Annotated in this window: 23 protein-coding genes; 15 read left to right on the top strand and 8 right to left on the bottom strand. The window is 61.8% G+C overall.

Annotated elements, in window-relative coordinates; genetic code table 11:
- Nucleotides 1-46: 46 nt before the first annotated feature.
- A complete protein-coding gene (locus AC0V2Y_RS12495; RefSeq protein ID WP_162995550.1) occupies nucleotides 47-208 on the bottom strand; it encodes a hypothetical protein in 162 nt (53 codons plus the stop codon).
- 244 nt (nucleotides 209-452) lie between these two features.
- Between AC0V2Y_RS12495 and proV the strand changes: the two genes are divergently transcribed.
- From proV to proX, 3 genes are read left to right on the top strand one after another with little or no spacing between them, the layout of a single operon-like run.
- Nucleotides 453-1,685: a glycine betaine/L-proline ABC transporter ATP-binding protein ProV gene (gene proV, locus AC0V2Y_RS12490; RefSeq protein WP_070219346.1), complete on the top strand. Its 1,233-nt coding sequence runs from the start codon at nucleotides 453-455 to the stop codon at nucleotides 1,683-1,685.
- Nucleotides 1,682-2,785, top strand: a complete 1,104-nt coding sequence (gene proW / locus AC0V2Y_RS12485; protein ID WP_475414397.1) for a glycine betaine/L-proline ABC transporter permease ProW — start codon at nucleotides 1,682-1,684, stop codon at nucleotides 2,783-2,785. The genes proV and proW overlap by 4 nt, the downstream gene beginning before the upstream one ends.
- A gap of 12 nt (nucleotides 2,786-2,797) precedes the next feature.
- Nucleotides 2,798-3,850 (top strand): glycine betaine/L-proline ABC transporter substrate-binding protein ProX, encoded by a 1,053-nt coding sequence (proX, locus tag AC0V2Y_RS12480; protein ID WP_475414396.1) that lies wholly within the window; start codon nucleotides 2,798-2,800, stop codon nucleotides 3,848-3,850.
- Between the two features lie 91 nt (nucleotides 3,851-3,941).
- On the opposite strand, the gene AC0V2Y_RS12475 is transcribed toward proX, so the two are convergent.
- The 3 genes from AC0V2Y_RS12475 to AC0V2Y_RS12465 form a co-directional block, all read right to left on the bottom strand.
- The gene (locus AC0V2Y_RS12475; RefSeq protein WP_475414395.1) at nucleotides 3,942-4,403 is read right to left on the bottom strand and encodes a GNAT family N-acetyltransferase; all 462 of its coding nucleotides are present in this window, start codon (nucleotides 4,401-4,403) and stop codon (nucleotides 3,942-3,944) included.
- A gap of 47 nt (nucleotides 4,404-4,450) precedes the next feature.
- Nucleotides 4,451-4,705 carry an acyl-CoA-binding protein gene (locus tag AC0V2Y_RS12470; RefSeq protein WP_071325159.1) on the bottom strand — a complete coding sequence of 85 codons (255 nt, stop codon included), beginning with the start codon at nucleotides 4,703-4,705 and terminating at the stop codon, nucleotides 4,451-4,453.
- A 201-nt stretch (nucleotides 4,706-4,906) separates the two neighbouring features.
- Nucleotides 4,907-5,263, bottom strand: a complete 357-nt coding sequence (locus AC0V2Y_RS12465) for an FKBP-type peptidyl-prolyl cis-trans isomerase (protein WP_475414394.1) — start codon at nucleotides 5,261-5,263, stop codon at nucleotides 4,907-4,909.
- Nucleotides 5,264-5,460: 197 nt separating this feature from the next.
- Here AC0V2Y_RS12465 and AC0V2Y_RS12460 point away from each other — a divergent pair, with 197 nt between their 5' ends.
- From AC0V2Y_RS12460 to AC0V2Y_RS12430, 7 genes are all read left to right on the top strand, one after another.
- The gene (locus AC0V2Y_RS12460) at nucleotides 5,461-6,432 is read left to right on the top strand and encodes a YVTN family beta-propeller repeat protein (protein ID WP_475414393.1); all 972 of its coding nucleotides are present in this window, start codon (nucleotides 5,461-5,463) and stop codon (nucleotides 6,430-6,432) included.
- Between the two features lie 11 nt (nucleotides 6,433-6,443).
- A complete protein-coding gene (locus AC0V2Y_RS12455; protein ID WP_475414392.1) occupies nucleotides 6,444-7,286 on the top strand; it encodes a polysaccharide deacetylase family protein in 843 nt (280 codons plus the stop codon).
- Nucleotides 7,283-8,323, top strand: a complete 1,041-nt coding sequence (locus AC0V2Y_RS12450; RefSeq protein ID WP_475414391.1) for a sterol desaturase family protein — start codon at nucleotides 7,283-7,285, stop codon at nucleotides 8,321-8,323. Before AC0V2Y_RS12455 ends, AC0V2Y_RS12450 begins: the two co-directional genes overlap by 4 nt.
- On the top strand, nucleotides 8,323-9,150 hold the full coding sequence (locus AC0V2Y_RS12445) for an EI24 domain-containing protein (RefSeq protein ID WP_475414390.1): 828 nt from the start codon (nucleotides 8,323-8,325) through the stop codon (nucleotides 9,148-9,150). Before AC0V2Y_RS12450 ends, AC0V2Y_RS12445 begins: the two co-directional genes overlap by 1 nt.
- A gap of 31 nt (nucleotides 9,151-9,181) precedes the next feature.
- Nucleotides 9,182-9,967, top strand: a complete 786-nt coding sequence (locus AC0V2Y_RS12440; protein ID WP_475414389.1) for a competence/damage-inducible protein A — start codon at nucleotides 9,182-9,184, stop codon at nucleotides 9,965-9,967.
- A gap of 363 nt (nucleotides 9,968-10,330) precedes the next feature.
- Complete coding sequence (locus tag AC0V2Y_RS12435; RefSeq protein ID WP_475414388.1) at nucleotides 10,331-13,459, top strand: transglycosylase domain-containing protein; 3,129 nt, start codon at nucleotides 10,331-10,333, stop codon at nucleotides 13,457-13,459.
- A gap of 63 nt (nucleotides 13,460-13,522) precedes the next feature.
- Nucleotides 13,523-13,903: a hypothetical protein gene (locus tag AC0V2Y_RS12430; protein WP_475414387.1), complete on the top strand. Its 381-nt coding sequence runs from the start codon at nucleotides 13,523-13,525 to the stop codon at nucleotides 13,901-13,903.
- On the opposite strand, the gene AC0V2Y_RS12425 is transcribed toward AC0V2Y_RS12430, so the two are convergent.
- Nucleotides 13,900-14,505, bottom strand: a complete 606-nt coding sequence (locus AC0V2Y_RS12425) for a glutathione S-transferase family protein (RefSeq protein ID WP_475414386.1) — start codon at nucleotides 14,503-14,505, stop codon at nucleotides 13,900-13,902. The genes AC0V2Y_RS12430 and AC0V2Y_RS12425 overlap by 4 nt on opposite strands.
- A 131-nt stretch (nucleotides 14,506-14,636) precedes the next feature.
- Here AC0V2Y_RS12425 and AC0V2Y_RS12420 point away from each other — a divergent pair, with 131 nt between their 5' ends.
- On the top strand, nucleotides 14,637-15,983 hold the full coding sequence (locus tag AC0V2Y_RS12420; RefSeq protein WP_475414385.1) for a TAXI family TRAP transporter solute-binding subunit: 1,347 nt from the start codon (nucleotides 14,637-14,639) through the stop codon (nucleotides 15,981-15,983).
- A 13-nt stretch (nucleotides 15,984-15,996) separates the two neighbouring features.
- On the opposite strand, the gene AC0V2Y_RS12415 is transcribed toward AC0V2Y_RS12420, so the two are convergent.
- The 3 genes from AC0V2Y_RS12415 to AC0V2Y_RS12405 form a co-directional block, all read right to left on the bottom strand.
- A complete protein-coding gene (locus AC0V2Y_RS12415; protein ID WP_475414384.1) occupies nucleotides 15,997-16,281 on the bottom strand; it encodes a helix-turn-helix domain-containing protein in 285 nt (94 codons plus the stop codon).
- Nucleotides 16,278-16,628, bottom strand: coding sequence for a type II toxin-antitoxin system RelE/ParE family toxin (locus AC0V2Y_RS12410; RefSeq protein ID WP_475414383.1), 351 nt, complete (start codon nucleotides 16,626-16,628; stop codon nucleotides 16,278-16,280). The genes AC0V2Y_RS12415 and AC0V2Y_RS12410 overlap by 4 nt, the downstream gene beginning before the upstream one ends.
- A 157-nt stretch (nucleotides 16,629-16,785) precedes the next feature.
- Nucleotides 16,786-17,247, bottom strand: a complete 462-nt coding sequence (locus AC0V2Y_RS12405) for a rhodanese-like domain-containing protein (protein ID WP_099410353.1) — start codon at nucleotides 17,245-17,247, stop codon at nucleotides 16,786-16,788.
- 385 nt (nucleotides 17,248-17,632) lie between these two features.
- Between AC0V2Y_RS12405 and glnA the strand changes: the two genes are divergently transcribed.
- The 4 genes from glnA to AC0V2Y_RS12385 all read left to right on the top strand — a co-directional run.
- Nucleotides 17,633-19,048 carry a type I glutamate--ammonia ligase gene (glnA, locus tag AC0V2Y_RS12400; RefSeq protein ID WP_070219258.1) on the top strand — a complete coding sequence of 472 codons (1,416 nt, stop codon included), beginning with the start codon at nucleotides 17,633-17,635 and terminating at the stop codon, nucleotides 19,046-19,048.
- 171 nt (nucleotides 19,049-19,219) lie between these two features.
- The gene (locus AC0V2Y_RS12395) at nucleotides 19,220-19,702 is read left to right on the top strand and encodes a DUF4124 domain-containing protein (RefSeq protein ID WP_128140903.1); all 483 of its coding nucleotides are present in this window, start codon (nucleotides 19,220-19,222) and stop codon (nucleotides 19,700-19,702) included.
- A gap of 5 nt (nucleotides 19,703-19,707) precedes the next feature.
- On the top strand, nucleotides 19,708-20,796 hold the full coding sequence (gene glnL / locus AC0V2Y_RS12390; protein WP_099410287.1) for a nitrogen regulation protein NR(II): 1,089 nt from the start codon (nucleotides 19,708-19,710) through the stop codon (nucleotides 20,794-20,796).
- 48 nt (nucleotides 20,797-20,844) lie between these two features.
- Nucleotides 20,845-21,383, top strand: a 539-nt coding sequence (locus AC0V2Y_RS12385) for a response regulator (RefSeq protein ID WP_475418342.1), incomplete at its 3' end; no start/stop codon positions are given.

Genomic DNA, 21,383 nt, shown 5'->3' with positions numbered 1-21,383 from the left:
GCACATTTCTATTTGGAAAGCCATTGGACTTTGATGGCTTTTTGCGTTATACTTGAGTCATATTTACAACAGCTACACCGCGTTTCACCTTCTGCTTCGCAGTACTCTCCGCTCGCTGAGTGGTGAATAATTCTTCGGGTTTTACACCCGCATCCAGTTTAAAAGTAGCTTGGTCGATTTTTTTTCGGTCAAATACATTTGGTGCCATGTATTTGCATGGCGCTAGCGTTGTTAAAAGTCCTGAACCACAGCCTCTTTTAGCACGCACACGGCACCCCGGCACCGGCTTTGGCCATCCGCTGGTCACACGCGTGTCACCCCCTGTTTCCTGTCGCTCCCGTGCGCATTGCGCGCCGTGGCGTAGCCGACGCAACAGGGTTTGCTGATTCCCGCCGCAAGCTGGCAGCTTGCTGGGTTTCAATCCATTCGTCAAATCGAGGGAGAACCACATCGTGGCAAAACAAATCATTATCGACCATGTGTTCAAAGTGTTCGGCGACAAGCCAGAAGAAGCACTTGAACTCGTCCGTCAGGGCGCCAGCAAGCAGGACATCCTGGCCAAGACCGACTGCACCATCGGCGTCTTCGACGCCACCTTTACCATTGAAGCGGGCGAGATCTTCGTCATCATGGGCCTGTCCGGTTCGGGCAAGTCGACCCTGGTGCGCATGCTGAACCGCCTGATCGAGCCCACCGCCGGCCGCATCCTGATCGACGGCAACGACATCAACACCCTGCCGGACGCCCAGCTGCGGGCCCTGCGCCGCAAGGACATCAGCATGGTGTTCCAGTCGTTCGCGCTGCTGCCGCAAATTACTGTGCTCGACAACACTGCCTTCGGCATGGAACTGGCCGGCATGCCGAAAGCCGAGCGCCATGCGCTGGCCCAGCAAGCGCTGGAGCAGGTGGGCCTGGACGGCTACGGCGCCAGCTATCCCGACGAATTGTCGGGCGGCATGCAGCAGCGCGTGGGCCTGGCCCGTGCGCTGGCGTGCGATCCATCGATTCTGCTGATGGATGAAGCATTTTCCGCGCTCGATCCGATTATCCGTACGGAAATGCAATCGGAACTGCTGCGTTTGCAGCAAATCAAGCGCCGCACCATCGTCTTCATTTCGCATGACCTCGACGAAGCCATGCGCATCGGCGACCGCGTCGCCATCATGAAAGATGGTCACGTGGTGCAGGTGGGTACGCCGGAAGAAATCCTGCGCAAGCCGGCCAACGATTACGTGCGCAACTTCGTGCGCGGCGTCGATGCGGCGGCCGTCTTCAAGGCCAGCGACATCGCCCGCAAGAGCCAGATCGTCGTGTCCGAGTCGCCGAGCCGCGGTTCGCGCGCCGCGCTGTCGATGCTGGAAGAGCAGGATCGCGCGTTTGCGTATGTCGTCAATCCGCAGCGCAAGTTCCTCGGCGTCGTCTCGGCCGATTCGCTGCGCAGTGCGCTCGACGGCCATGTGGGTCCGCTGGGCCTGGCCCATGCCTATCTGCCCGACGTGCAGACCATCGATGCAGACGAGCCCGTCGCCGGCCTGTTCGGCCAGGTGGCGCAACTGCCTTACGCCGTCCCTGTGGTGGCCAATGACGGCAGCTTCCGCGGCGCCATCAGCAAGACGACCTTGCTGAAGTTCCTCGACCGCGACACGCCAGCCATTGCCGAACAACAACAGAAAGGACAAGCATGAACCCAAGTACCGTTTCCACAGTAGAACCTGTTGTTGAACAGGCCGTCCAGATCAATCCCTGGGCGCTGACGCCGCCCACCGACGCCAGCACCGCCTGGCTGGACGCCGCCGCGCCTGCCGTGCAGCCGGAACACGCGACCGGCTTTCACCTGACGCAGATTTTCGACGGCTCGCTGCCGCTGGAAAGCTGGATCAACCAGGGCCTGGGCTGGGTCGTGGCGCATTTCCGCCCCTTCTTCCAGGCCGTGCGCGCGCCGATCGACAGCGTGCTGTCCGGCGTGGAAGGTGTGCTGCTGGCCGCTCCGTCGCTGACGGTGATCGCCATCATCGGCTTGCTGGCGTGGCAATTCACGAGCCGCACCCTGGCCATCGGCACCGTGCTGGCGCTGCTGCTCGTGTCGATGCTGGGCATCTGGCCGGAAGCCATGACCACCCTGTCGCTGGTGTTGACGTCGCTGGCCTTCTGCCTGGCCATCGGTTTGCCGCTCGGTATTTTCCTTGCCAGCAGCGATCGCGCGCAGAATATCCTGCGCCCCTTGCTCGACGCCATGCAGACGACGCCCGCCTTCGTCTACCTGGTGCCGGTGGTGATGCTGTTTGGTATCGGTAATGCGCCGGGCGTGATCGTGACGATCATCTTTGCCCTGCCGCCGCTGGTGCGCCTGACCAACCTCGGCATCCGCCAGGTGCGTCCGGACCTGATCGAAGCGGCCCGCGCGTATGGCGCCTCGCCGTGGCAGCTGCTGACCCGCGTGCAATTCCCGCTGGCCATGCCGTCCATCATGGCCGGTATCAACCAGTCGCTGATGCTGTCGCTGTCGATGGTCGTGATCGCCTCGATGATCGCCGTGGGTGGCTTGGGCCAGATGGTATTGCGCGGCATCGGCCGCCTGGACATGGGCCTGGCAACCGTGGGCGGCCTGGGCATCGTGCTGCTGGCCATCACCCTGGACCGCTTGACGCAAGCGATGGGCCAGCCACGCCGCGGCGTGCGTCACTGGTACCAGACGGGTCCCGCCGGTTTCGTGCTGCGCCTGGTGCGCGGCAATACGGAGAAAAATAATGTTGAACAGCAAGCAACGCTGGCCAACGCACAATAAGAAAGGATTTACATGCATCAAATCGCACATTTTAAAGAGACGCAAAAATCGCAGCGCAAGTTCCAGCTGTTTTCCGCCCTGGCGATCGCCGCCATGGCCCTGACCACCAGCCTGGCCATGGCGCAGGCGCCGGCCGCCGATGCGCTGCCCGGCAAGGGCGTCAAGGTGCAGCCGCTGCAAAGCTCGATCGCGGAAGAAACCTTCCAGACCATGCTGGTCGACAAGGCCCTGGAAAAGCTGGGCTACGAAGTGCAGCCGATCAAGGAAGTGGAATATCCGACCGCGCATATCGCCATCGCCAACGGCGACGCCACCTTCATGGCCGTGCACTGGGACCCGATGCACAAGGATTTCTATAACAATGCGGGCGGCGACGCCAAGCTGTTGCGCACGGGCCAGTATGCGGGGCCTGCCGCGCAAGGTTATCTGATCGATAAGGCAACGGCGGAAAAGTACAACATCACGAATATCGACCAGTTGCGCGATCCCACCCTGGCCAAGCTGTTCGACCACGATGGCGACGGCAAGGCCGACTTGACGGGTTGCAACCCGGGCTGGGGCTGCGAAGCGCTGATCGAGAACCACATGGATGCGTACAAACTGCGCGAGACGGTGACGCACGTGCAGGGCAGCTATGCGGCCCTGATCGCCGACACCCTGGGCCGCTACAAGCGTGGCGAACCGATCCTGTACTACACGTGGACGCCGTACTGGGTCAGCGGCGTGCTGGTGCCGGGCAAGGACGTGGTCTGGCTGAAAGTGCCGTTCTCGGCCAATCCGGACAAGGTGAACACCCGCCTCGACGATGGCAGCGATTACGGTTTTGCCGTCAACACGGCGCGCATCGTATCGAACAAGGCCTGGGCGGAGAAGAATCCGGCCGCGGCCAAGCTGTTCGAAGTGATGCAATTGCCCGTGGCGGACATCAATGCGCAGAACGAGCGCATGCGCCGCGGCGAAAACACGCAGGCCGATATCGCCCGCCATACGGCCGGCTGGATCAAGTATCACCAGCAAAAGTTTGACGGCTGGATCGCGCAAGCGCTGGCGGCGGCAAAAAAGTAAATTACGGCCGATACAGGCGTAAAAAAAGTGGCTACCGGTTTGGTAGCCACTTTTGCGTTAACGGCCTGTTTTGGTGGTTTTTGGTGAGTTTTTAGCCGTTTTCGGCCAGTTTCAGGTGCAAAATGGGGAAAGGCTTGCCAAAGGGGTCGCATTCCGAGCGGCTTTCCCCGATAAAACCCAGGTGGTGGTAAAAGCCGTGCGCTTGCGTGTTGTGCTCGTTGACGTCGACGGCCGTGGCGCCCAAGGCCGTGATGGCGTACCGGACCAGCGTGCGGCCGGCGCCGCTGCCGCGTTGATCGGGATGTACGAACAGCATCTCGATCTTGGCGTGCTCGACGCACAGGAAGGCGTACGGGACACTGTTGGCATCGCGTAGCACGTGAAGCAGATGGTCCGCCGTCACTCTGGCCAGCTCATCGCGAACATAGGGCATGAGGAAAGCGATATCGCTGTCGGCGAGGAAATCGTGGGTGGCGCGTACGGACAGGTGCCAGACGTCGAACAAACGGGGCAGGTCGGCGGCATGGGCCAGGGAAATCGGTGATGGTGTCATGCGGAAATAATAACATTGCCCCGGGCTGTGCCGGGGCAGGGGGATGATCAGTCCTTCAAATCTTCGATCAGGTCGATGTATTGCTGTTGCGCCTCTTCCTTCGAGGTGCCGGCCAGGGCCGCCCAGGCGTCGAACTTGGCGCGGTTGACGAAGTCGGTCATGCCGGGACGTTCGCCCGTGGCGTCGCCGCTCGATGCTTGCTTGAACAAGGCATAGATTTTCAGCAAGGTCATATTGTCCGGACGCTCGGACAGGGTCTTGGAATCGAGCTGCGCTTGGTCGAATTGCTCTTGTAAACTCATGATGGCTCCTGTGTGCTGATGGAATCGCTGGAAAAGTGCGGCAGGTGCGGCGGAGTGGCCACCGTGCGTGCTGCAGTGCCTGACATCATAGTGAAAAAAGCGCGCCGTGCATTAGAGGACACACTCAAAACAAAAAGCGCCGCCGCTGCGTGAACAGGGGCGGCGCCAAGCGCAATCGATGGATCGCGGCCTGCTCGGTTCTTATACGCCCAGCAGTTCGACGTCGAAAATCAGGGTGGCGTTCGGTGGAATCACGCCGCCGGCGCCGCGTGCGCCATAGCCCAGTGCCGCAGGGATGATCAGCTGGCGCTTGCCGCCCACTTTCATGCCTTGCACGCCTTCGTCCCAGCCCTGGATGACGCGGCCTGCGCCCAGCGGGAATTCGAATGGGTCGTTGCGGTCCTTGCTCGAGTCAAATTTCGAACCGGCGCTGCCGTCGTCGTTTTGCAGCCAGCCCGTGTAATGCACGACAACATTGTTGCCGGCTTGCGCTTCAGCGCCTTCGCCGACGACGGTATCGGTGTATTGCAGGCCGGAAGCGGTAGTGGTGGTGGTCATGATAATCCTTGTGTAGGCGATGAAAGCTACAGATTGTAGAGCAATGAGTTGCAAAGCGCCATTCCAAGCCCGGCGCAGGGGAAAATGGGGAAATGACGGCGAGTGTGGCTGCCGCTTGCATTTAAGGGGGGAATTCACACAATAAATACAGTGTTCCACGTAAAATGCATGTTTTGTATTTAACAGTGATTTCTTCCATGTTCCGCAGTCTACGCCGCCTTGTTTTTTCCTCGCTGTGCCTGGTTTCCGCAATATCGACGGCGCAAGCCGAAGTGGTGGTGGTGCTCAATTCCCGTGATGCTACGGTGCAACTGCTGGACCAGAAAACCTACGCCCCCCTGTCCACCTTTGCCGTCGGCAAGGAACCGCACCATCTGATGGAGACGCCGGACGGCAAGTCGCTGATCGTCGCCAGTTCCGTCGGCAACGAGCTGATCTTCCTCGACCCCGTGTCGGGCCAGATCCAGCGCCGCATCAGCAACATCCTCGACCCCTACCAGATCGGCTTTTCGCCGGATCAGAAGTGGTTCATCTCGAACTCGCTGCGCCTGGACCGCATCGACCTGTACCGCTACGACGGCAAGAACCTGACCCTGGCCAAGCGCATCCCGCTGCCGAAGCTGCCCAGTCACATGGCCTTCACGGCCGACAGCAGCATGGCGTTCATTACGCAGCAAGGCAGCAACCAGGTCAGCGCCATCGACCTGGCCACGCAGACGGTGAAATGGACCATGCCCGTCGGCCCGGCGCCGGCCGGCATCACGATGACGCCGGACGGCAAGCATTTACTGGTCGGCATCATGGGCAGCGATTACGTGGAAGTGATCGACTGGCGCACGCAAAAGACCGTCAAGCGCATCAAGGCGGGCGCCGGCACGCATAATTTCCGCGCGCTGGGTGACAATCGCATGACGTTCGTGTCGAACCGCGTGTCGAACACGATCAACATCATCGACCAGCAAACCCTGGAAAACGTGGGCACCATCAACGTGCCCGGTGGCCCGGACTGCATGGAAATCACGCCCGATGGCAAGACCATGTGGGTGACATTGCGCTGGATCAAGAAAGTGGCCGTGATCGATTTGACCACGCGCAAGGTGATCAAGACGATCCCCGTGGGCCGCTCGCCCCATGGCGTGTATTTCGCCACGCACTCGCCGCGCATGTGATGACGGGTGTGATGATGAAACGCCTGATTTCCGCGGGCCATGTGCCTGCCATGCTGCTGTGCGCCGACGCCATGCTGACGTCCGCGCATGCCGCCGTACCGGCCCCAGCCGCACCGGTCCCAGCCGCATCTTCGGCCCCTGCCGCCTGCAAGGGCACGATCTACATGACGTTCGACACGGGCAGCCAGTCGCAAGCGCAACTGATCGCCGACGTGCTGAACAAGCGCCATATCAAAGCCACGTTCTTCCTGGCCAATGAAAAGACCACGCGCGGCGACTATTCGCTCGATCCCTCGTGGGCGCCGTACTGGAAAGCCCGGGTCGCCGAAGGCCATGCGTTCGGCACGCATACGTTCGACCATGTGTACTGGAAGAAGGATCTGGCCAACGGCTTGATCCAGGTCAAGCCCCAGTTCGGCAAGGATGGCGGCAAGCTGGCGTCGGTGACGGATCAGCAGTTCTGCGAGGAATTGCGCCGCGTCGATACGCGCTTCCAGGAACTGACGGGACACAAGCTCGACCCGTTCTGGCGTGCGCCGGGCGGCTATACGTCGCCGCGCACCCTGGCGGCCGGCAGCGCCTGCGGCTACCAGCATGCGGGCTGGGCGCCGGCGGGGTATTCCGGCGATGAACTGCCCAGCGACAAGTATCCAAACGCCATGCTGCTGAAAAAGGCGCTGGCGAACTTGCGCAGCGGCGACATCTTCATTGCGCACATGGGCATCTGGTCGCGCAAGGAGCCGTGGGCGCCCGCCAACCTCGATGCCTTGATTTCCGGCCTGCAAGACAAGGGTTTCTGTTTCGCCACCCTGCGCGAGCATCCTGCCTACGCGCAGAAGAAGGGCCAGCCATGATGGCCGCCGACATCCTCAGTTTCGTCACCCCGGCGATCGACGCCGTGGTCGATGCGTTTGGCGTAGCGCAAGGCTGGCTGTTCCAGACTGTGGTGAATCCCCTTGTGTATCACCTGGGCTTTGGCGAATTCACGGAAGAGGCGTTCGAGGGCACGGAATGGCTGCTGATCGGCCTGTGCGAACTGGTGCTGCTGTTTCTCGTGCTGCGCCCGCTCGAAGCCCTGATTCCCGCGCAAAAGATCACGGACCCGCGCGCCCGCTGGAACGACTTCATTTACACGGTGCTGCACCGCATCGGCCTGTTTTCCGTGCTGGTCTTCTTCACGCTCGATCCGTTGATGGATGCCTTGGCGGGCGCCTTGCGTTTCGACAATATCCATCCATTGAACCTGGAATCGCTGTTGCCCGACATCAGTCCCTTACTCAGTTTTATCATTTATTTTGTGATACTGGACTTCGTCGACTATTGCTACCATCGGGCCTCGCATCATTTCGGCTGGTGGTGGGGCTTGCACAGCCTGCATCACAGCCAGCAAAACATGAACTTGTGGAGCGATGACCGCAACCACCTGCTCGACGACTTTTTGCGCGACGTGGTGATGGCGCTGGTGGCGCTCGGTATCGGCGTGCCGCCGGGCCAGTACGTGCTGCTGGTCTCGATTTCGCGTATTTTGCAAAGCTTGCAGCATGCGAATGTGAGGATACACTTCGGCCGCATCGGCGAGCGGCTGCTGATCTCGCCCCGTTTCCACCGCACGCACCACGCCATTGGCGTGGGGCACGAGTCGAAAGGCAAGGGCAGCCTGGGTGGTTGCAACTTCGGCGTGGTCTTGCCGATTTGGGATATGCTGCTGGGCACCGCGAATTTCTCGGCGGGCTATGCGCGCACGGGCGTGCGCGACCAGCTGGCCCGCATCGACAGCCAGGGCGTGGGCCGGCCGGGGCGCAACTATGGCTGCGGCTTCTGGCAGCAGCAATGGCTGGGCTTGCGCCGCATGGTCGAATTTGCAAGATTGAAACGAAAAGGACGCCGTTGATGCGTAATGTGCTGAATTCGTATGGCCGTGCCTTCCTGTCGCAATTGCACGGCAGGATATTGCTGTTGAGCATAGCACCGTTCATCCTGTCACTGATCCTGTGGGGCGCCCTGCTGTATGTGGGGCTGCAGCCGCTGATCGACAGCCTGCATGCGCTGTTCACGCAGTATGACTTCTTCCGCACCAGCGGCCAGGTGCTGGCCGCCTTCGGCCTGGGCATGCTGAAAGCGGTGATCGTGCCCCTGATCGCCATGTTCATGCTGCTGCCGCTGATGATCTTGACGGCGCTGATCTTCATGGGCCTGTTCGCCATGCCGGCCATCGGCCGCCACATCGGCGGGCGGCATTTTCCGCAACTGGAAAAGAAGCATGGCGGCAGTCTGCTGGGCAGCGTCGCCACTTCGCTGGTCACGTTCTTGCTGTTCATCATCGTCTGGGTGCTCATGCTGCCCCTGTACGCGTTTCCGCCCGCCGCTTTGGTCGGGCAAGCCGTGCTGTGGGGCTGGCTGACCTACCGCGTGATGGCGTATGACGCCATGGCCGATTACGCCAGCGCGGAAGAGCGCCACGCCATCATGCGCACGCAGCGCTGGCCCCTGCTGGCCATCGGCATGGCGTCCGGCGCGGCCGGCGCCGTGCCGGGCATGCTGTGGATGGGCGGCGTGATGTCGGTGGTGTTCTTCCCCTTCCTGGCGGCGTTCGCCATCTGGCTGTATGTGCTGATCTTTATCTTCACGGGTCTGTGGTTCCAGTATTACTGCCTGGAAGCATTGGCGCGTTTGCGGGGCGTACGCGGCATGACCGACGTGGCGCCGGCGGACGCCTGACCATTTTTATTGCATTCTACGAGGAAGCTTCATGGCTATCGGATTGATCATCATCGGCGACGAAATCCTGTCGGGCAAGCGCACGGACCAGCATTTCCCGAAAGTCGTGAGCATGCTCAAGGCACGCGGCTTGCAACTGAGCTGGGCGGAATACGTGGGCGACGAACCGGCCCGTCTGGTCGCCTTGCTCCAGCGCAGCTTTGCCAGCGGCGACATCGTCTTCAGCTTTGGCGGCATCGGCGCCACGCCGGACGACCATACGCGCCAGGCGGCCGCCGATGCGCTGGGCTTGCCGCTGGTGCTGCATCCGCAGGGCAAGCTCAATATCCAGCAACGGATCACGGAAATGGGCGAGGAGGCGGGCGTGCCGGCCGATTTGAACTCGCCGGAAAACCTGCACCGCCTGAAAATGGCGGAATTTGTCGAAGGCGCCGAGCTGATTCCGAATCCGTACAACAAGATTGCCGGCTTTGCCGTGCGCGAACATTATTTCGTGCCGGGCTTTCCTGTCATGTCCTGGCCCATGATCGAATGGGTGCTCGACACGCATTACAGCCATTTGTTCAACCAGGTCCCGCATGCGGAACATGCCTTGCTCGTGTACGAAACGGCCGAATCCCTGCTGACGCCGCTGATGGTGCGTCTGGAAGCGGAGTTTCCGCTGATCAAGGTATTCAGCCTGCCCAGCGTGGGCGATGCGCAGACGCGCCGGCATATCGAACTGGGCGTCAAGGGCGAGCCCGCGCAGGCGGCGGCCGCCTTTGCCGAGATGCGCGCCGCGCTCGATACCTTGCAGGCGGAATACACCAGCATCTGACATGCCGCCAGCCCGGCGCCGGCGGCTTTTTCGCTGGCGTCCAGCCCGCCTTGCATCTATGTACGCAAGCGTACATTCCAAGACGTTGTTTTTTTGCGAAAATCTTCAATGAAGCAAGATTTTTGTGCGCGCTCGTCAGTCGTTCTCATGCCGATGTGGTGGAATGGTGAACAGGGGCCTTGCGTGTCGAACGCGGGGCCGCCTGCCTGTGCAGTAGCGCGTTTTTTGATTCACTGGTATGGACATCATGTTAAGCAAGCTTTGTTGTGACCGGCTCTTGCCGGCCCTCGTCTTATCCTGCGCGGAGCGGTATCGCTGCCGCCTTTTCCGCGCCGTCCAAACCCAACCTTACCCCAGCATCCCATGAAAGACACAGGCGTCAACCTGGCCGCGCAAGAGCGGCCCCCCTCTGATCCACTCTCCGACACGGGCGCCGAGGCGCCGCCGCCGGCGAGCCCGCCGAAGAGGCGCCGTTCGCGCATCTGGCCGATCTTTGCCATCATCGTGCTGGCGCTGATCGCCGGCGTGGCGTGGTTCGTCATGCGCGAAGTGCGCACCTCGGCCCTGCAGGCCGAGTTTTTCACACGCCTGGACCGCCAGCTGGCGTTCAAGGTCGAGCCAGGCCCGGCACCGGCGGGCGCCATCCGCTATCCGCAGCACGGCCCGTATGACGAGCGGCTCGGCTATGCCAGCCTGCCCGACTTCATCACCAAGCTGAATGCGCGCGACTATGCCGTCACGGCGCAGGCGCGCATGTCGCCGAAAATGGTGCAACTGGTCGACCGGGGCATCTTTGCCACGTATCACGAGAAAAACCGCGCGGGGCTGACAATCCTCGATTGCCGCGCCGCGCCGCTGTTCGCGGCCAGCTATCCCGAGCGCATGTTCGACGGCTTTGCCGAAGCGCCGCCCGCGCTCGTGCAAAGCCTGCTGTTCATCGAAAACCGCGAATTGCTCGACCCGGGCACGCCCGAGCGCAATCCCGCCGTGGAATGGGACCGCCTGAGCAAGGCCATCCTCGACAAGGCGCTGAACCTGTTCGGCGGCCACCGCGGCGGCGGCGGCAGCACCCTGGCTACGCAGATCGAGAAATACCGCCATTCGGAAGACGGGCGCACCAGTTCCATGCAGGACAAGCTGCTGCAGATGATTTCGGCCAGCCTGCGCTCGTACCAGGATGGCGAAAACACCATGGAGGCGCGGCGCAAGATCGTCGTCAACTACCTCAATACCGTGCCGCTGTCGGCAAAGAGCGGCTTTGGCGAAGTCAACGGCATCGGCGACGGCATGTGGGTCTGGTATGGCCGTCCGTTTGCCGAAGTGAAGACATTGCTTAGCGGAAAAATGGACCAGCCGGGCAGCGCGCTGGCCTACAAGCAGGCGCTGAGCCTGCTGATCGCGCAGCGCCGTCCTTCGCATTATCTGGTGGCCGGCGGCGCCGACCTGGAAGAATTGACCAACAGCCATCTGCGCCTGCTGGCGCAGGCGGGCGTGATTTCGCCGCAGCTGCGCGATACGGCCATCGCCGAGAAGCTGCGTCCGTCGACGGCGTCCGGCGTGCAATCGGAAGCGTCGACCTCGTTCGTTACGCGCAAGGCGTCGAATGCCGTGCGCAACCACCTGGCCAGCATGCTGGGCGATCCGCGCTTGTACAACCTCGACCGCCTCGACCTGAAAGTGGTCAGCACGCTCGACGCGCAGGCGCAAAACGCCGTCACCAAGGTCTTGCGCGAGCTGCGCGACCCGGAAGTGGCGAAAGCGGCCGGCCTGACGGGCAAGGGCATGCTGGGCAATGGCGACCCCGCCAACGTGGTCTACAGTTTTACCTTGCTGCAAAAGGGAGAGCAGGCCAACTTGCTGCGCGTGCAAACGGATAACTTTGACCAGCCGCTCGACATCAATGAAGGCGCCAAGCTGGATCTCGGTTCCACGGCCAAGCTGCGCACCCTGGTGACGTATCTGGACATCATCGACCAGCTGCACCAGCGCTACAGCGGAATGGGCGCCGCCGAGCTGGGCAAGATCGCCGTCGATCCGAAGGACATGCTGTCGCAGTGGGCGATTGCCTATCTGAAACCATTGCCGCTCGGCGAGGCGCGCAACTTGCCGGCCATGCTGGCGGCCGCCATGGAACGCAAATATTCGGGGAATCCCGGCGAAGGCTTCTTCACGGGCGGCGGCTTGCACCATTTCGGCAACTTCTCCAAGCTCGACGACAGCCGCATCATGACGGTGCAGCAGGCGCTGCGCCAGTCGACCAACCTGGTCTTCGTGCGCCTGATGCGCGACGTGGCCCGCTACTACATGTTCTCGCGCCCCGATTCTTCGGCCTCGCTGCTGGCGGACGCGGACGATCCGCGCCGTGCGCAGTACCTGAGCCGCTTTGCCGACAAGGAAGGGCGCGAATTCCTGCACCGTTTCTATCAGAAGTACCGCGGCAAGAGCGTTGACGAGCAGGAAAAGATTTTATTGGCCAGCATCCGTCCGACGCCCGTACGCCTGGCGAATATCTTCCGCACCGTCAATCCGAAGGGCACGGTGGCGGAATTCGGCGATTTCCTCAACGCCAACCTGCCGTCGCAAAACGAAGTGCCGCCCGAGCGGGTCGCCAAGATGTACCAGCAGTACGCGATGGAAAACTGGTCCTTGGCCGACCGCGGTTATCTGGCCAATGTGCATCCGCTGGAACTGTGGATGGTGGCGTATCTGCGCCAGCATGAAGGTTCCACCCTGACGCAGATGGTGGCGGCCAGCGAAAAGGAACGCCAGGAAGTGTATAAATGGCTGTTCAACACGCACCGCAAGCATGCGCAGGACCGCCGCATCGCCAACTTGCTGGAAGTGGAAGGCTTCCTGGAAATCCACCGCCAGTGGAAGAAGATGGGCTACCCCTTCGATTCGCTGGTGCCGTCGTATGCGACCACCCTGGGCGCGTCCGCCGACCGTCCCGCCGCGCTGGCCGAGTTGATGGGCATCATCATCAACGATGGCGTGCGCAAACCGAGCGTGCGCATCGATTCCATGCATTTCGCCGCCAACACGCCGTATGACACCATGGTCAAGCGGGGCAGCAAGGTGGAGGCGGAGCAAGTGTTGTCGCCGGACGTGGCCAAGGCCGTCGCCAAGGCCATCCGCGAAGTCGTGTCCGACGGTACGGCAAAGCGGGCGAAGACGGCGTTTGTCGGCGCCGACGGCGTGCCGATCCCGATGGGCGGCAAGACGGGCACGGGCGACCAGCGCTTCGACGTGTATGGCGCCGGCGGCCGCCTGATCGAGTCGCGCTATGTGAACCGCTCGGCCACGTTCGTGTTCAATATCGGCGAGCGCTTCTACGGCAGCATGACGGCGTATGTGCGCGGACCGGAATCGAAAAACTATGATTTCACCAGCGCCTTGCCCGTGCAACTGCTGGTGTCGCTGGCCCCGAGCTTGATGCCGCTGATCGAGCCGCCCGCGCCGGCCGAGGGCGTGGCGAAGCAGTGCACGAATTAAGGTCTTTTTGCAGCTAGCTGAAAGCCGGCCTTCACGGGCCGGTTTTTTTTTGAGGGAGTGCAATTGGACAAGACGCAGCAGATTTTTCAGCAATATCACCGCTTTGACGATGGCGCGCTCGTGTCCATCGAACAGCGGTATCAGCCCGGGGGCGTGCAGGCCGTGCGCATCGTCTTGTACGCAAGAAATCATGCGCTCGATGGCAATGTCTGGCGCAACGTCGCCATCACGGTGGGCGAGGTACGGGAAGTGCTGCTCAGGACGCCGGGCAACTTCATCAACCGCATCTGCTGCGGCGTGAAGCTGCTGCGTTTCGGCGACGCCTGGTGCGTCGACGTCGACGGCACCTATACGCGCGACGATCCGGCGACCCTGGACGAGGTGCGCCGCGATGGCGACTGTTATGTCATCGGCGGCACGGTCGAGGCCATCGAACTCGATTAGCCGGCAAACACGGCCGTTTTATCTTCCAGGCGCGCGTGATACGCGGCAATGGCCGGATATGTTGGGCGCTGCATGGGCGCCATCAGCCAGCGCTTGACGGACAGGCCCAGCACGATATCCGCTAGGGTGAACTGTTCGCCGCAGACGAAGGCGCCCGTGCGCTGCAGCTGCTGCTCCAGCACGCCCATCATTTTGTTCCACCCGGCAATACCGGCCGCCAGCTGCGCCGCATCCTGGTGCGCGGGGCTGTGGCGCACCAGCGACATGAAGGCGTAGCGCCAGCTGTTGTTCAAATCGCCCATTTGCCAATCCATCCATTTTTCCACTTCCGCGCGGGCGCGTGGCGTGCTTGGAAGCAAGTCGTCGCGGCCCGCCTGGGCGCACAGGTAGCGGCAGATCGTGTTCGATTCCCACAGCACCAGGTCGCCATCGAGCAGCACGGGCACCATGGCGTTCGGGTTCAGTGCCAGGAAGGCCGGGTCGTCGGTACTGCGAAAGCCGCTGCCCCAGTCTTCGCGTTCGTAGGGCAGGTCGAGTTCCTCGCACGTCCACAGGACTTTGCGGACATTGATCGAAGCGGCTTTTCCAAGAATTTTTAGCATGCGGGGCTCCACAGGGCAGGTGATCGATCTGCCACTGTAGCGGAAATGGCCACGCCGCGCATGTGAAAGTGCCTTGCATAGTTGGGCTTTTCTTGGCATCGTAGCCACCCATGAAACCTATGCGCCACCACATGTCCAAAATCCTCGCGTTCAGCCGCTTTTCCGTGCGCGATTTCCTCGCCACCGCCGGTCCCACCTTGCTGCTCGTCGGCGCATTCTGCGCGCTTGCCTACTGGCTGGTCGACCCGGCGCCGCCGCGCCAGGTGAGTTTGTCGACGGGACAGGACAATAGCGCGTACGAAGAGTTCGGCAAGAAATACGCGGCCACCCTGGCCAAGCACGGCATCAAGGTGACCTTGCAGCCGTCGCTGGGTTCGCAGGATAACCTGCAGCGCCTGAACGCGGGCAAGACCGATATCGCCTTCGTGCAAAGCGGCTCGACCGAGCACGCCGATGCCGAACGGCATGGTCTCATCTCCCTGGGCAGCCTGTTTACGGAACCCGTCTGGCTGTTCTTGCGCGAAGACAAGGCGGTGACGGAACTGACGCAATTGAAGGGCATGAAGATCAACCTGGGGCCGGAAGGCACGGGCGTGCCCAGCCTGTTCCGGCAGTTGCTGTCCGTGAATGGCGTGGAAGCGAAGGAGCTGACGGTGAGCGACTTGCAAAATACGCCCGCCACGGTGGAGCTGCTGGAAGGGCGCATCGACGGCCTGGTGTTCAGCTCGGCGCCGGAAGCGCCGCTGATCCAGATGCTGCTGCAAACGCCGGGCATCAAGCTGTTTGATTTTTCGCAAGCGGAGGCGTACACGCGGCGATTGCCTTTCCTCACGCATGTCGTCTTGCCGCGCGGTATCGTCGACCTGGGGCAGAACATTCCCGCGCAGGATTATCATTTGATCGCGCCGACCGCCACCCTGGTCGCGCGCGAAGACTTGCATCCGGCCCTGGTAGATCTGTTCGTGCAGGCGGCGGCCGGCATCCATGGCGGCACGGGCTGGTTCCAGCAGCAGGGGCAATTCCCGTCCGCGCGCTACACGGAAATTCCCGTCGCGCCCGAAGCGCTGAAATTCTACAAGGATGGCGCGCCCGTGCTGCAGCGCTATATGAGTTTCTGGCTGGCTAATTTCTTCGACCGCATGTGGGTGCTGGTGGTGGCGCTCGGCGCCTTGATATTGCCCCTGTCGCGCGTGGTGCCGCCCCTGTACGTGTGGCGCATCCGCTCGCGCGTGTACCGCTGGTATGGCCAGTTGCGCACGGTGGAGCAGGCGCTGGAAGACGTGCCGCAGGAGCAGCGCGCGCAAGTGTATGCGGAGCAATTGAAGCGGCTGGACCAGATCGAGGACATGGTCAACCAGATCTCGATTCCCCTGTCGTTTGCCGATGGCCTGTATGGCTTGCGCAGCCATATCAATTTCGTGCGCAAGCGCATCTTGACCCTGATGGGCGAGCATCCAGAGGCAGGCGAAGCGGCCTGAACGCTTAACTCGCTTAAACGAGGGTGACCGACAGCTTGCGCCCAAGCAGCGCGGCGGCCCGCTCCAGGGTGGAGAGCGTCACGTCGCTGCCGGGGTCGAGCAGGCGGTCGAGCTGCGAGCGGCTCGTCTGCAGCAGGGCCGCCATGCGCGTTTTCGACAGCGATTGCGCCTGCATCGCCTGCGTCAGTTGCCAGGCGATCACTTCCTTGATGGCGCGGGTTTGCGTTTGCTCGAAGATGCCTTCCTCTTTTAAAAAGTCGTCGAGGCTGCTGCCGAGATGGGGAGCGGTGGCGTTCATGTCAGTTCCTTGTGGCGTTTGCGGGCCAGCGCCAGATCGTCTTCCGGCGTCGTCCGGGTTTTCTTGATAAAGCCGTGCAGCGCCACCAGGCAATCGCCGTGATGGCAGATCAGCACGCGCGCGATGCGGTTGCCGGGCAAGCTGCTGCGCACTTCCGACAGGCCGTGCCCGAGATGCCGGCACAGGGGCATGCCCACGGGCCAGCGCCATTGCGCATGCATCAAGTCTTGCCCGATCACATGGCGTTCCTCGATGGGGAGCGACTTGAGCCAGTTGCGCACGGGTTCGCCGCCATTGCCGTTCGCGTAGAACAGCAGGGTAATCTGCCGCAGGCCGGAAGCATCCATGACGCACCTCTACGTTGTACTATATAAGGTACATATTCGCAAGGAGAATTTGCGCCGCAATGGAGGAAAACGGGCGCGCATGGATGGTTGTAGCCGATGACGGGCCATCGCGTGGCCCGCCAGATCAAACACTGTTCAGATAGTCAGGCGGCCAGCGTCAGGCGCCCAGCCACGGCAGCCCGGCCTTGCACCAGCCGCCGATCTGTTTGCGGTGGCCGTCCGCATCCTTGTCGCCTTCAAACCCTTCAAGGATATCGAAGCAGTTGATATAGCCGTGCTCGGTGGCCAGCTTGGCGGCATGGCGCGAGCGCACGCCCGAGCGGCACAGGAACAGCAGCACCTCGTCCTTGCCGGCCTGGGCCGCCAGTTGCGCGAGGAAATCGGGATTCGGCACGCCGCCCGGGTAGGTGGCCCACTGCACCGCACCATGCTGGGTATCGGCGATGTCGACCCGGCCGACCCAGTCGCGCTCGGCATTCGTGCGCACGTCGATGAGCTTGGCGGCTGCGTCCAGCTGCAGCAGCTCGTACGCTTCCTGCGGCGTCACGGCGCCGGCATACGGCGTACCTTCATTGGCCCGGCTGCGGGCGGTGGTCAGGATGTCGGCGGCGGTAGTCATGGCGTCCTCGATGAAAGTGGGATGGTGTGTACGATTATAGTGCGCCCTTCGCGCACCGCAAACGGGAAACCACGGTGCCCGGCGCATGCACCACAACGAGGCATTTTTCAAGAATGCGCACAAAATGCACGATAATGGTGCGTTATTTGTTTTTTGCACTTGCATAGTGCATTCTTGATTTGACGCAAACTCAGCAGGAAAATCGCGGGCATGAAAACTTTCACAGGGATGGCAGCCATTTTGCCGCAGGCGCCAGGCGGCTCCGGGAGCTGGCATGGAATCTGCTATGATCCTTATGAGTTTTGGTGGCACGCAATGTTTGCTTCGCTTCATCAGCCCAGACGCACTAAGGTCGGCTCACCCCACATTCATTTAGGAGATACGCATGGCAATGACAGCCGCAGAAGTCTTGAAGATGGTAGAAGAAAACGAAGTCAAATTCGTTGATTTCCGCTTTGCTGATACCCGTGGTAAAGAGCAGCACGTGACGGTTCCCGTGTCGCACTTCGACATGGACAAATTCGAGTCGGGCCACGCCTTTGACGGTTCTTCGATCGCTGGCTGGAAAGGTATCGAAGCGTCCGACATGATCTTGCTGCCGGATCCAAACACGGCCAATATCGACCCGTTCATGGAAGAAACGACCTTGTTCATGCAGTGCGACGTGATCGAACCGTCGGACGGCAAGGGCTACGACCGCGACCCGCGCTCGATCGCGAAACGCGCCGAAGCCTATCTGAAATCGTCGGGCATGGGCGACACCGCCTACTTCGGCCCTGAGCCGGAATTCTTCATCTTCGACAGCGTGCGCTGGAAGATCGACATGTCGGGCTGCTTCGTCAAGATCGGTTCGGACGAGGGTTCGTGGTCGACCGGCAAGGATATCGAAGGCGGCAACAGCGGCCACCGTCCTACCGTCAAGGGCGGCTATTTCCCCGTGCCACCAGTGGACAGCTTCCAGGACATGCGTTCGGAAATGTGCCTGATCCTGGAATCGCTGGGCATCCCGGTTGAGGTACATCATCACGAAGTGGCCGGCGCCGGCCAGAATGAAATCGGCACCAAGTTCTCGACCCTGGTCGAGCGCGCCGACTGGACGCAAAACCTGAAATACGTGGTGTGGAACGTGGCGCACAGCTATGGCAAGACCGCCACCTTCATGCCGAAACCTATCGTTGGCGACAACGGTTCGGGCATGCACGTGCATCAATCCGTATGGAAAGATGGCAAAAACCTGTTCGCTGGCGACGGCTATGCCGGTCTGTCCGATTTCGCCCTGTACTACATCGGCGGCATCATCAAGCACGCCAAGGCGCTGAACGCGATCACCAACCCGGGCACCAACTCGTACAAGCGGCTGGTACCAGGCTACGAAGCGCCGGTGAAACTGGCGTACTCGGCGAAAAACCGTTCCGCCTCGATCCGTATCCCGCACGTGGCCAATCCAAAAGGCCGCCGCGTCGAAGCGCGCTTCCCGGATCCACTGGCGAACCCGTACCTGTGCTTCGCCGCACTGCTGATGGCCGGCCTGGACGGCGTTGCCAACAAGATCCATCCGGGCGAAGCCGCCTCGAAAGATCTGTACCATCTGCCGCCGGAAGAAGACGCACTGATCCCTACCGTGTGCGCTTCGTTGGAAGAAGCACTGGAAGCCCTGGACAAGGACCGCGAGTTCCTGACCCGCGGCGGCGTGTTCAGCGATTCGATGATCGACGCGTACCTGGAACTGAAAATGCAGGACGTGCAGCGCATGCGCATGACCACGCATCCTGCCGAGTTCGACATGTACTACTCGCTGTAATGGCGCCACGCCGGCAACGTGCCGGTAGTGAATAAAAAACGCGGGTGAGGCGATGGTCTTGCCCGCGTTTTTGTTATGGCGCCACAGTGCCTTGTTGTATAGTCGGCCCAGGAACGATGCGGCATGTGCCGACAGGAGTGAAGATTGACCAAGCATTACAGAATGGCGCTGATGGCAGGATTGCTGGGCGCGGCGGCACAGGCGCACGGGCAGTTGTATGTGTGCGCCGATGCGCAGGGACACAAGACGTACACGGACAAGCGGGCCGGCGCGCATTGCCAGCTGCTCGATTTACCGGGCGCCATGACGGAGCCGCCCCGCAAGACGGCGCCCCTGGCCGGCGCGCCTGCCCGGCCCGCCACACAGGCGGCGGCCACGGCGGCGCCGGCCGCCGGCGCGTTTCCCAAGGTCGATGGCGCCGAGCAGCGCGCGCGCGACCTGGACCGGCGCCAGATCCTGCAGGACGAATTGCGCAGCGAAGAGCAGAAACTGGCGGCGCAGCGCCTGGAATTTAACGGCGGACAACCCGAGCGCCAGGGCAACGAGCGTAACTATGCGAAATACCAGGAACGGGTGGCGCAGCTGAAGGACAACATCAGCCGGACACAGCAGAACGTCGAGGCCCTGAAACGCGAGATCGCGAATATTCGGTAAAGCACATGACACTAGACAACCATTCCAGCCGTCCCGCCCACCTGGCAGGCCTTGATCTGCTCGCTTCAGCCGTGATCCTGCTCGACGGCGACGGCCGCATCAGCTATGCCAACGCGGCGGCGGAAAACCTGCTGGAAAGCTCATTAAAGGCGCTGTCGCGGCAAAAACTGACGGCGCTGTTCCTCAACCCCGAGGAGCTGGCCGGCATCTGCGCGCAGGCGCTCGAACATAAATTTTCCGATTTGCGCCAGGATCTGAGCCTGGAACGGCTGGGGCGCGAGCCGCTGCGCGTACACAGCATCGTCAGCGCCCTCGACGCGCCTAGCGACGGCGTGCTGATCGAGCTGCGCGAAAACGTGCAGCAGCTGAAGCTCGACCGCGAGGAGCGCATCCTCGACCAGAGCCAGGTCAACAAGGAGCTGATCCGCAACCTGGCGCATGAAATCAAGAATCCGCTGGGCGGCATCCGCGGCGCGGCCCAGCTGCTGGAGCTGGAACTGCCGGCCCTGCATCTGAGCGAGCTGCGCGAATACACGCAAGTCATCATCAAGGAGGCGGACCGCCTGCAGACGCTGGTCGACCGCCTGCTGGCGCCGCACCGCCGCCCGCACATCGTGGGCGACGTGAATATCCATGAAGTGTGCGAAAGGGTGCGCAGCCTGATCCTGGCCGAGTTTCCCAGCGGACTGACCATTTCGCGCGATTACGACGCCTCGATCCCCGAGTTTCGCGGCGACAAGGAGCAGCTGATACAGACCGTGCTCAACATCGCGCATAACGCGGCGCAGGCGCTGGCCGAGCGCATCGAGGCGGGTGACGCGGAGCTGATTTTCAAGACGCGCGTGGCGCGCCAGGTGACCCTGGCCAAGGTGCGCTACAACCTGGCATTAGACTTGCATATCATTGACAATGGACCGGGCATCGCACCCCAGATCCGCGACCGGATTTTCTACCCGCTGGTGTCGGGCAGGGAAGGCGGCAGCGGGTTGGGACTGACCTTGGCGCAAACCTTCGTGCAACAGCACCTGGGCGTGATCGAGTGCGAAAGCCGGCCTGGATACACCGATTTCAGGATCGTTCTCCCCTTGCCATAAGCGAGGCAGTATCCCACCCATGAAATCCATTGCGGGACGCACACACTAATGAAGCCAATCTGGATAGTTGACGACGACGAATCAATCCGCTGGGTGCTGGAAAAAGCCCTGGCGCGGGAAAATCTCGCCACCAAGAGTTTTGCCAATGCGCGCGACGCCATCGCCGCGCTGGAATTTGACACGCCGCAAGTGCTCGTGTCCGACATCCGCATGCCGGGCGCGTCCGGCCTGGAATTGCTGCAGACGGTCAAGTCGCGCTTTCCCGGCTTGCCGGTCATTATTATTACCGCCTTTTCCGACCTCGATTCGGCCGTCGCGGCCTTCCAGGGCGGCGCTTTCGAATACCTGGCCAAGCCCTTCGACATCGACAAGGCCGTCGAGCTGATCCGCCGCGCGCTGGAAGAAAGCCTGCGCGAGACCAGCGTCGAATCGGGCCCGTCGGAAACGCCGGAAATCCTCGGCCAGGCGCCGGCCATGCAGGAAGTCTTCCGCGCCATCGGCCGTTTGTCGCAATCGAATGTGACGGTGCTCATCACGGGCGAATCCGGTTCCGGCAAGGAACTCGTGGCGCGCGCGCTGCACAAGCA

This window comes from Janthinobacterium sp. BHSEK (assembly GCF_056174685.1).
Note: the sequence above shows the minus strand (reverse complement) of the source record. Positions and strands in the feature narration are given on the sequence as shown.

Excerpts from the sequence above, each read along its gene's own strand:
- AC0V2Y_RS12495 (WP_162995550.1), bottom strand. The coding sequence starts at position 208 with ATGGCACCAAATGTATTTGACCGAAAAAAAATCGACCAAGCTACTTTT.
- proW (WP_475414397.1), top strand. The coding sequence starts at position 1,682 with ATGAACCCAAGTACCGTTTCCACAGTAGAACCTGTTGTTGAACAGGCC.
- proX (WP_475414396.1), top strand. The coding sequence starts at position 2,798 with ATGCATCAAATCGCACATTTTAAAGAGACGCAAAAATCGCAGCGCAAG.
- AC0V2Y_RS12475 (WP_475414395.1), bottom strand. The coding sequence starts at position 4,403 with ATGACACCATCACCGATTTCCCTGGCCCATGCCGCCGACCTGCCCCGT.
- AC0V2Y_RS12470 (WP_071325159.1), bottom strand. The coding sequence starts at position 4,705 with ATGAGTTTACAAGAGCAATTCGACCAAGCGCAGCTCGATTCCAAGACC.
- AC0V2Y_RS12465 (WP_475414394.1), bottom strand. The coding sequence starts at position 5,263 with ATGACCACCACCACTACCGCTTCCGGCCTGCAATACACCGATACCGTC.
- AC0V2Y_RS12460 (WP_475414393.1), top strand. The coding sequence starts at position 5,461 with ATGTTCCGCAGTCTACGCCGCCTTGTTTTTTCCTCGCTGTGCCTGGTT.
- AC0V2Y_RS12455 (WP_475414392.1), top strand. The coding sequence starts at position 6,444 with ATGATGAAACGCCTGATTTCCGCGGGCCATGTGCCTGCCATGCTGCTG.
- AC0V2Y_RS12450 (WP_475414391.1), top strand. The coding sequence starts at position 7,283 with ATGATGGCCGCCGACATCCTCAGTTTCGTCACCCCGGCGATCGACGCC.
- AC0V2Y_RS12445 (WP_475414390.1), top strand. The coding sequence starts at position 8,323 with ATGCGTAATGTGCTGAATTCGTATGGCCGTGCCTTCCTGTCGCAATTG.
- AC0V2Y_RS12440 (WP_475414389.1), top strand. The coding sequence starts at position 9,182 with ATGGCTATCGGATTGATCATCATCGGCGACGAAATCCTGTCGGGCAAG.
- AC0V2Y_RS12435 (WP_475414388.1), top strand. The coding sequence starts at position 10,331 with ATGAAAGACACAGGCGTCAACCTGGCCGCGCAAGAGCGGCCCCCCTCT.
- AC0V2Y_RS12425 (WP_475414386.1), bottom strand. The coding sequence starts at position 14,505 with ATGCTAAAAATTCTTGGAAAAGCCGCTTCGATCAATGTCCGCAAAGTC.
- AC0V2Y_RS12420 (WP_475414385.1), top strand. The coding sequence starts at position 14,637 with ATGTCCAAAATCCTCGCGTTCAGCCGCTTTTCCGTGCGCGATTTCCTC.
- AC0V2Y_RS12415 (WP_475414384.1), bottom strand. The coding sequence starts at position 16,281 with ATGAACGCCACCGCTCCCCATCTCGGCAGCAGCCTCGACGACTTTTTA.
- AC0V2Y_RS12410 (WP_475414383.1), bottom strand. The coding sequence starts at position 16,628 with ATGGATGCTTCCGGCCTGCGGCAGATTACCCTGCTGTTCTACGCGAAC.
- AC0V2Y_RS12405 (WP_099410353.1), bottom strand. The coding sequence starts at position 17,247 with ATGACTACCGCCGCCGACATCCTGACCACCGCCCGCAGCCGGGCCAAT.
- glnA (WP_070219258.1), top strand. The coding sequence starts at position 17,633 with ATGGCAATGACAGCCGCAGAAGTCTTGAAGATGGTAGAAGAAAACGAA.
- AC0V2Y_RS12395 (WP_128140903.1), top strand. The coding sequence starts at position 19,220 with ATGGCAGGATTGCTGGGCGCGGCGGCACAGGCGCACGGGCAGTTGTAT.
- glnL (WP_099410287.1), top strand. The coding sequence starts at position 19,708 with ATGACACTAGACAACCATTCCAGCCGTCCCGCCCACCTGGCAGGCCTT.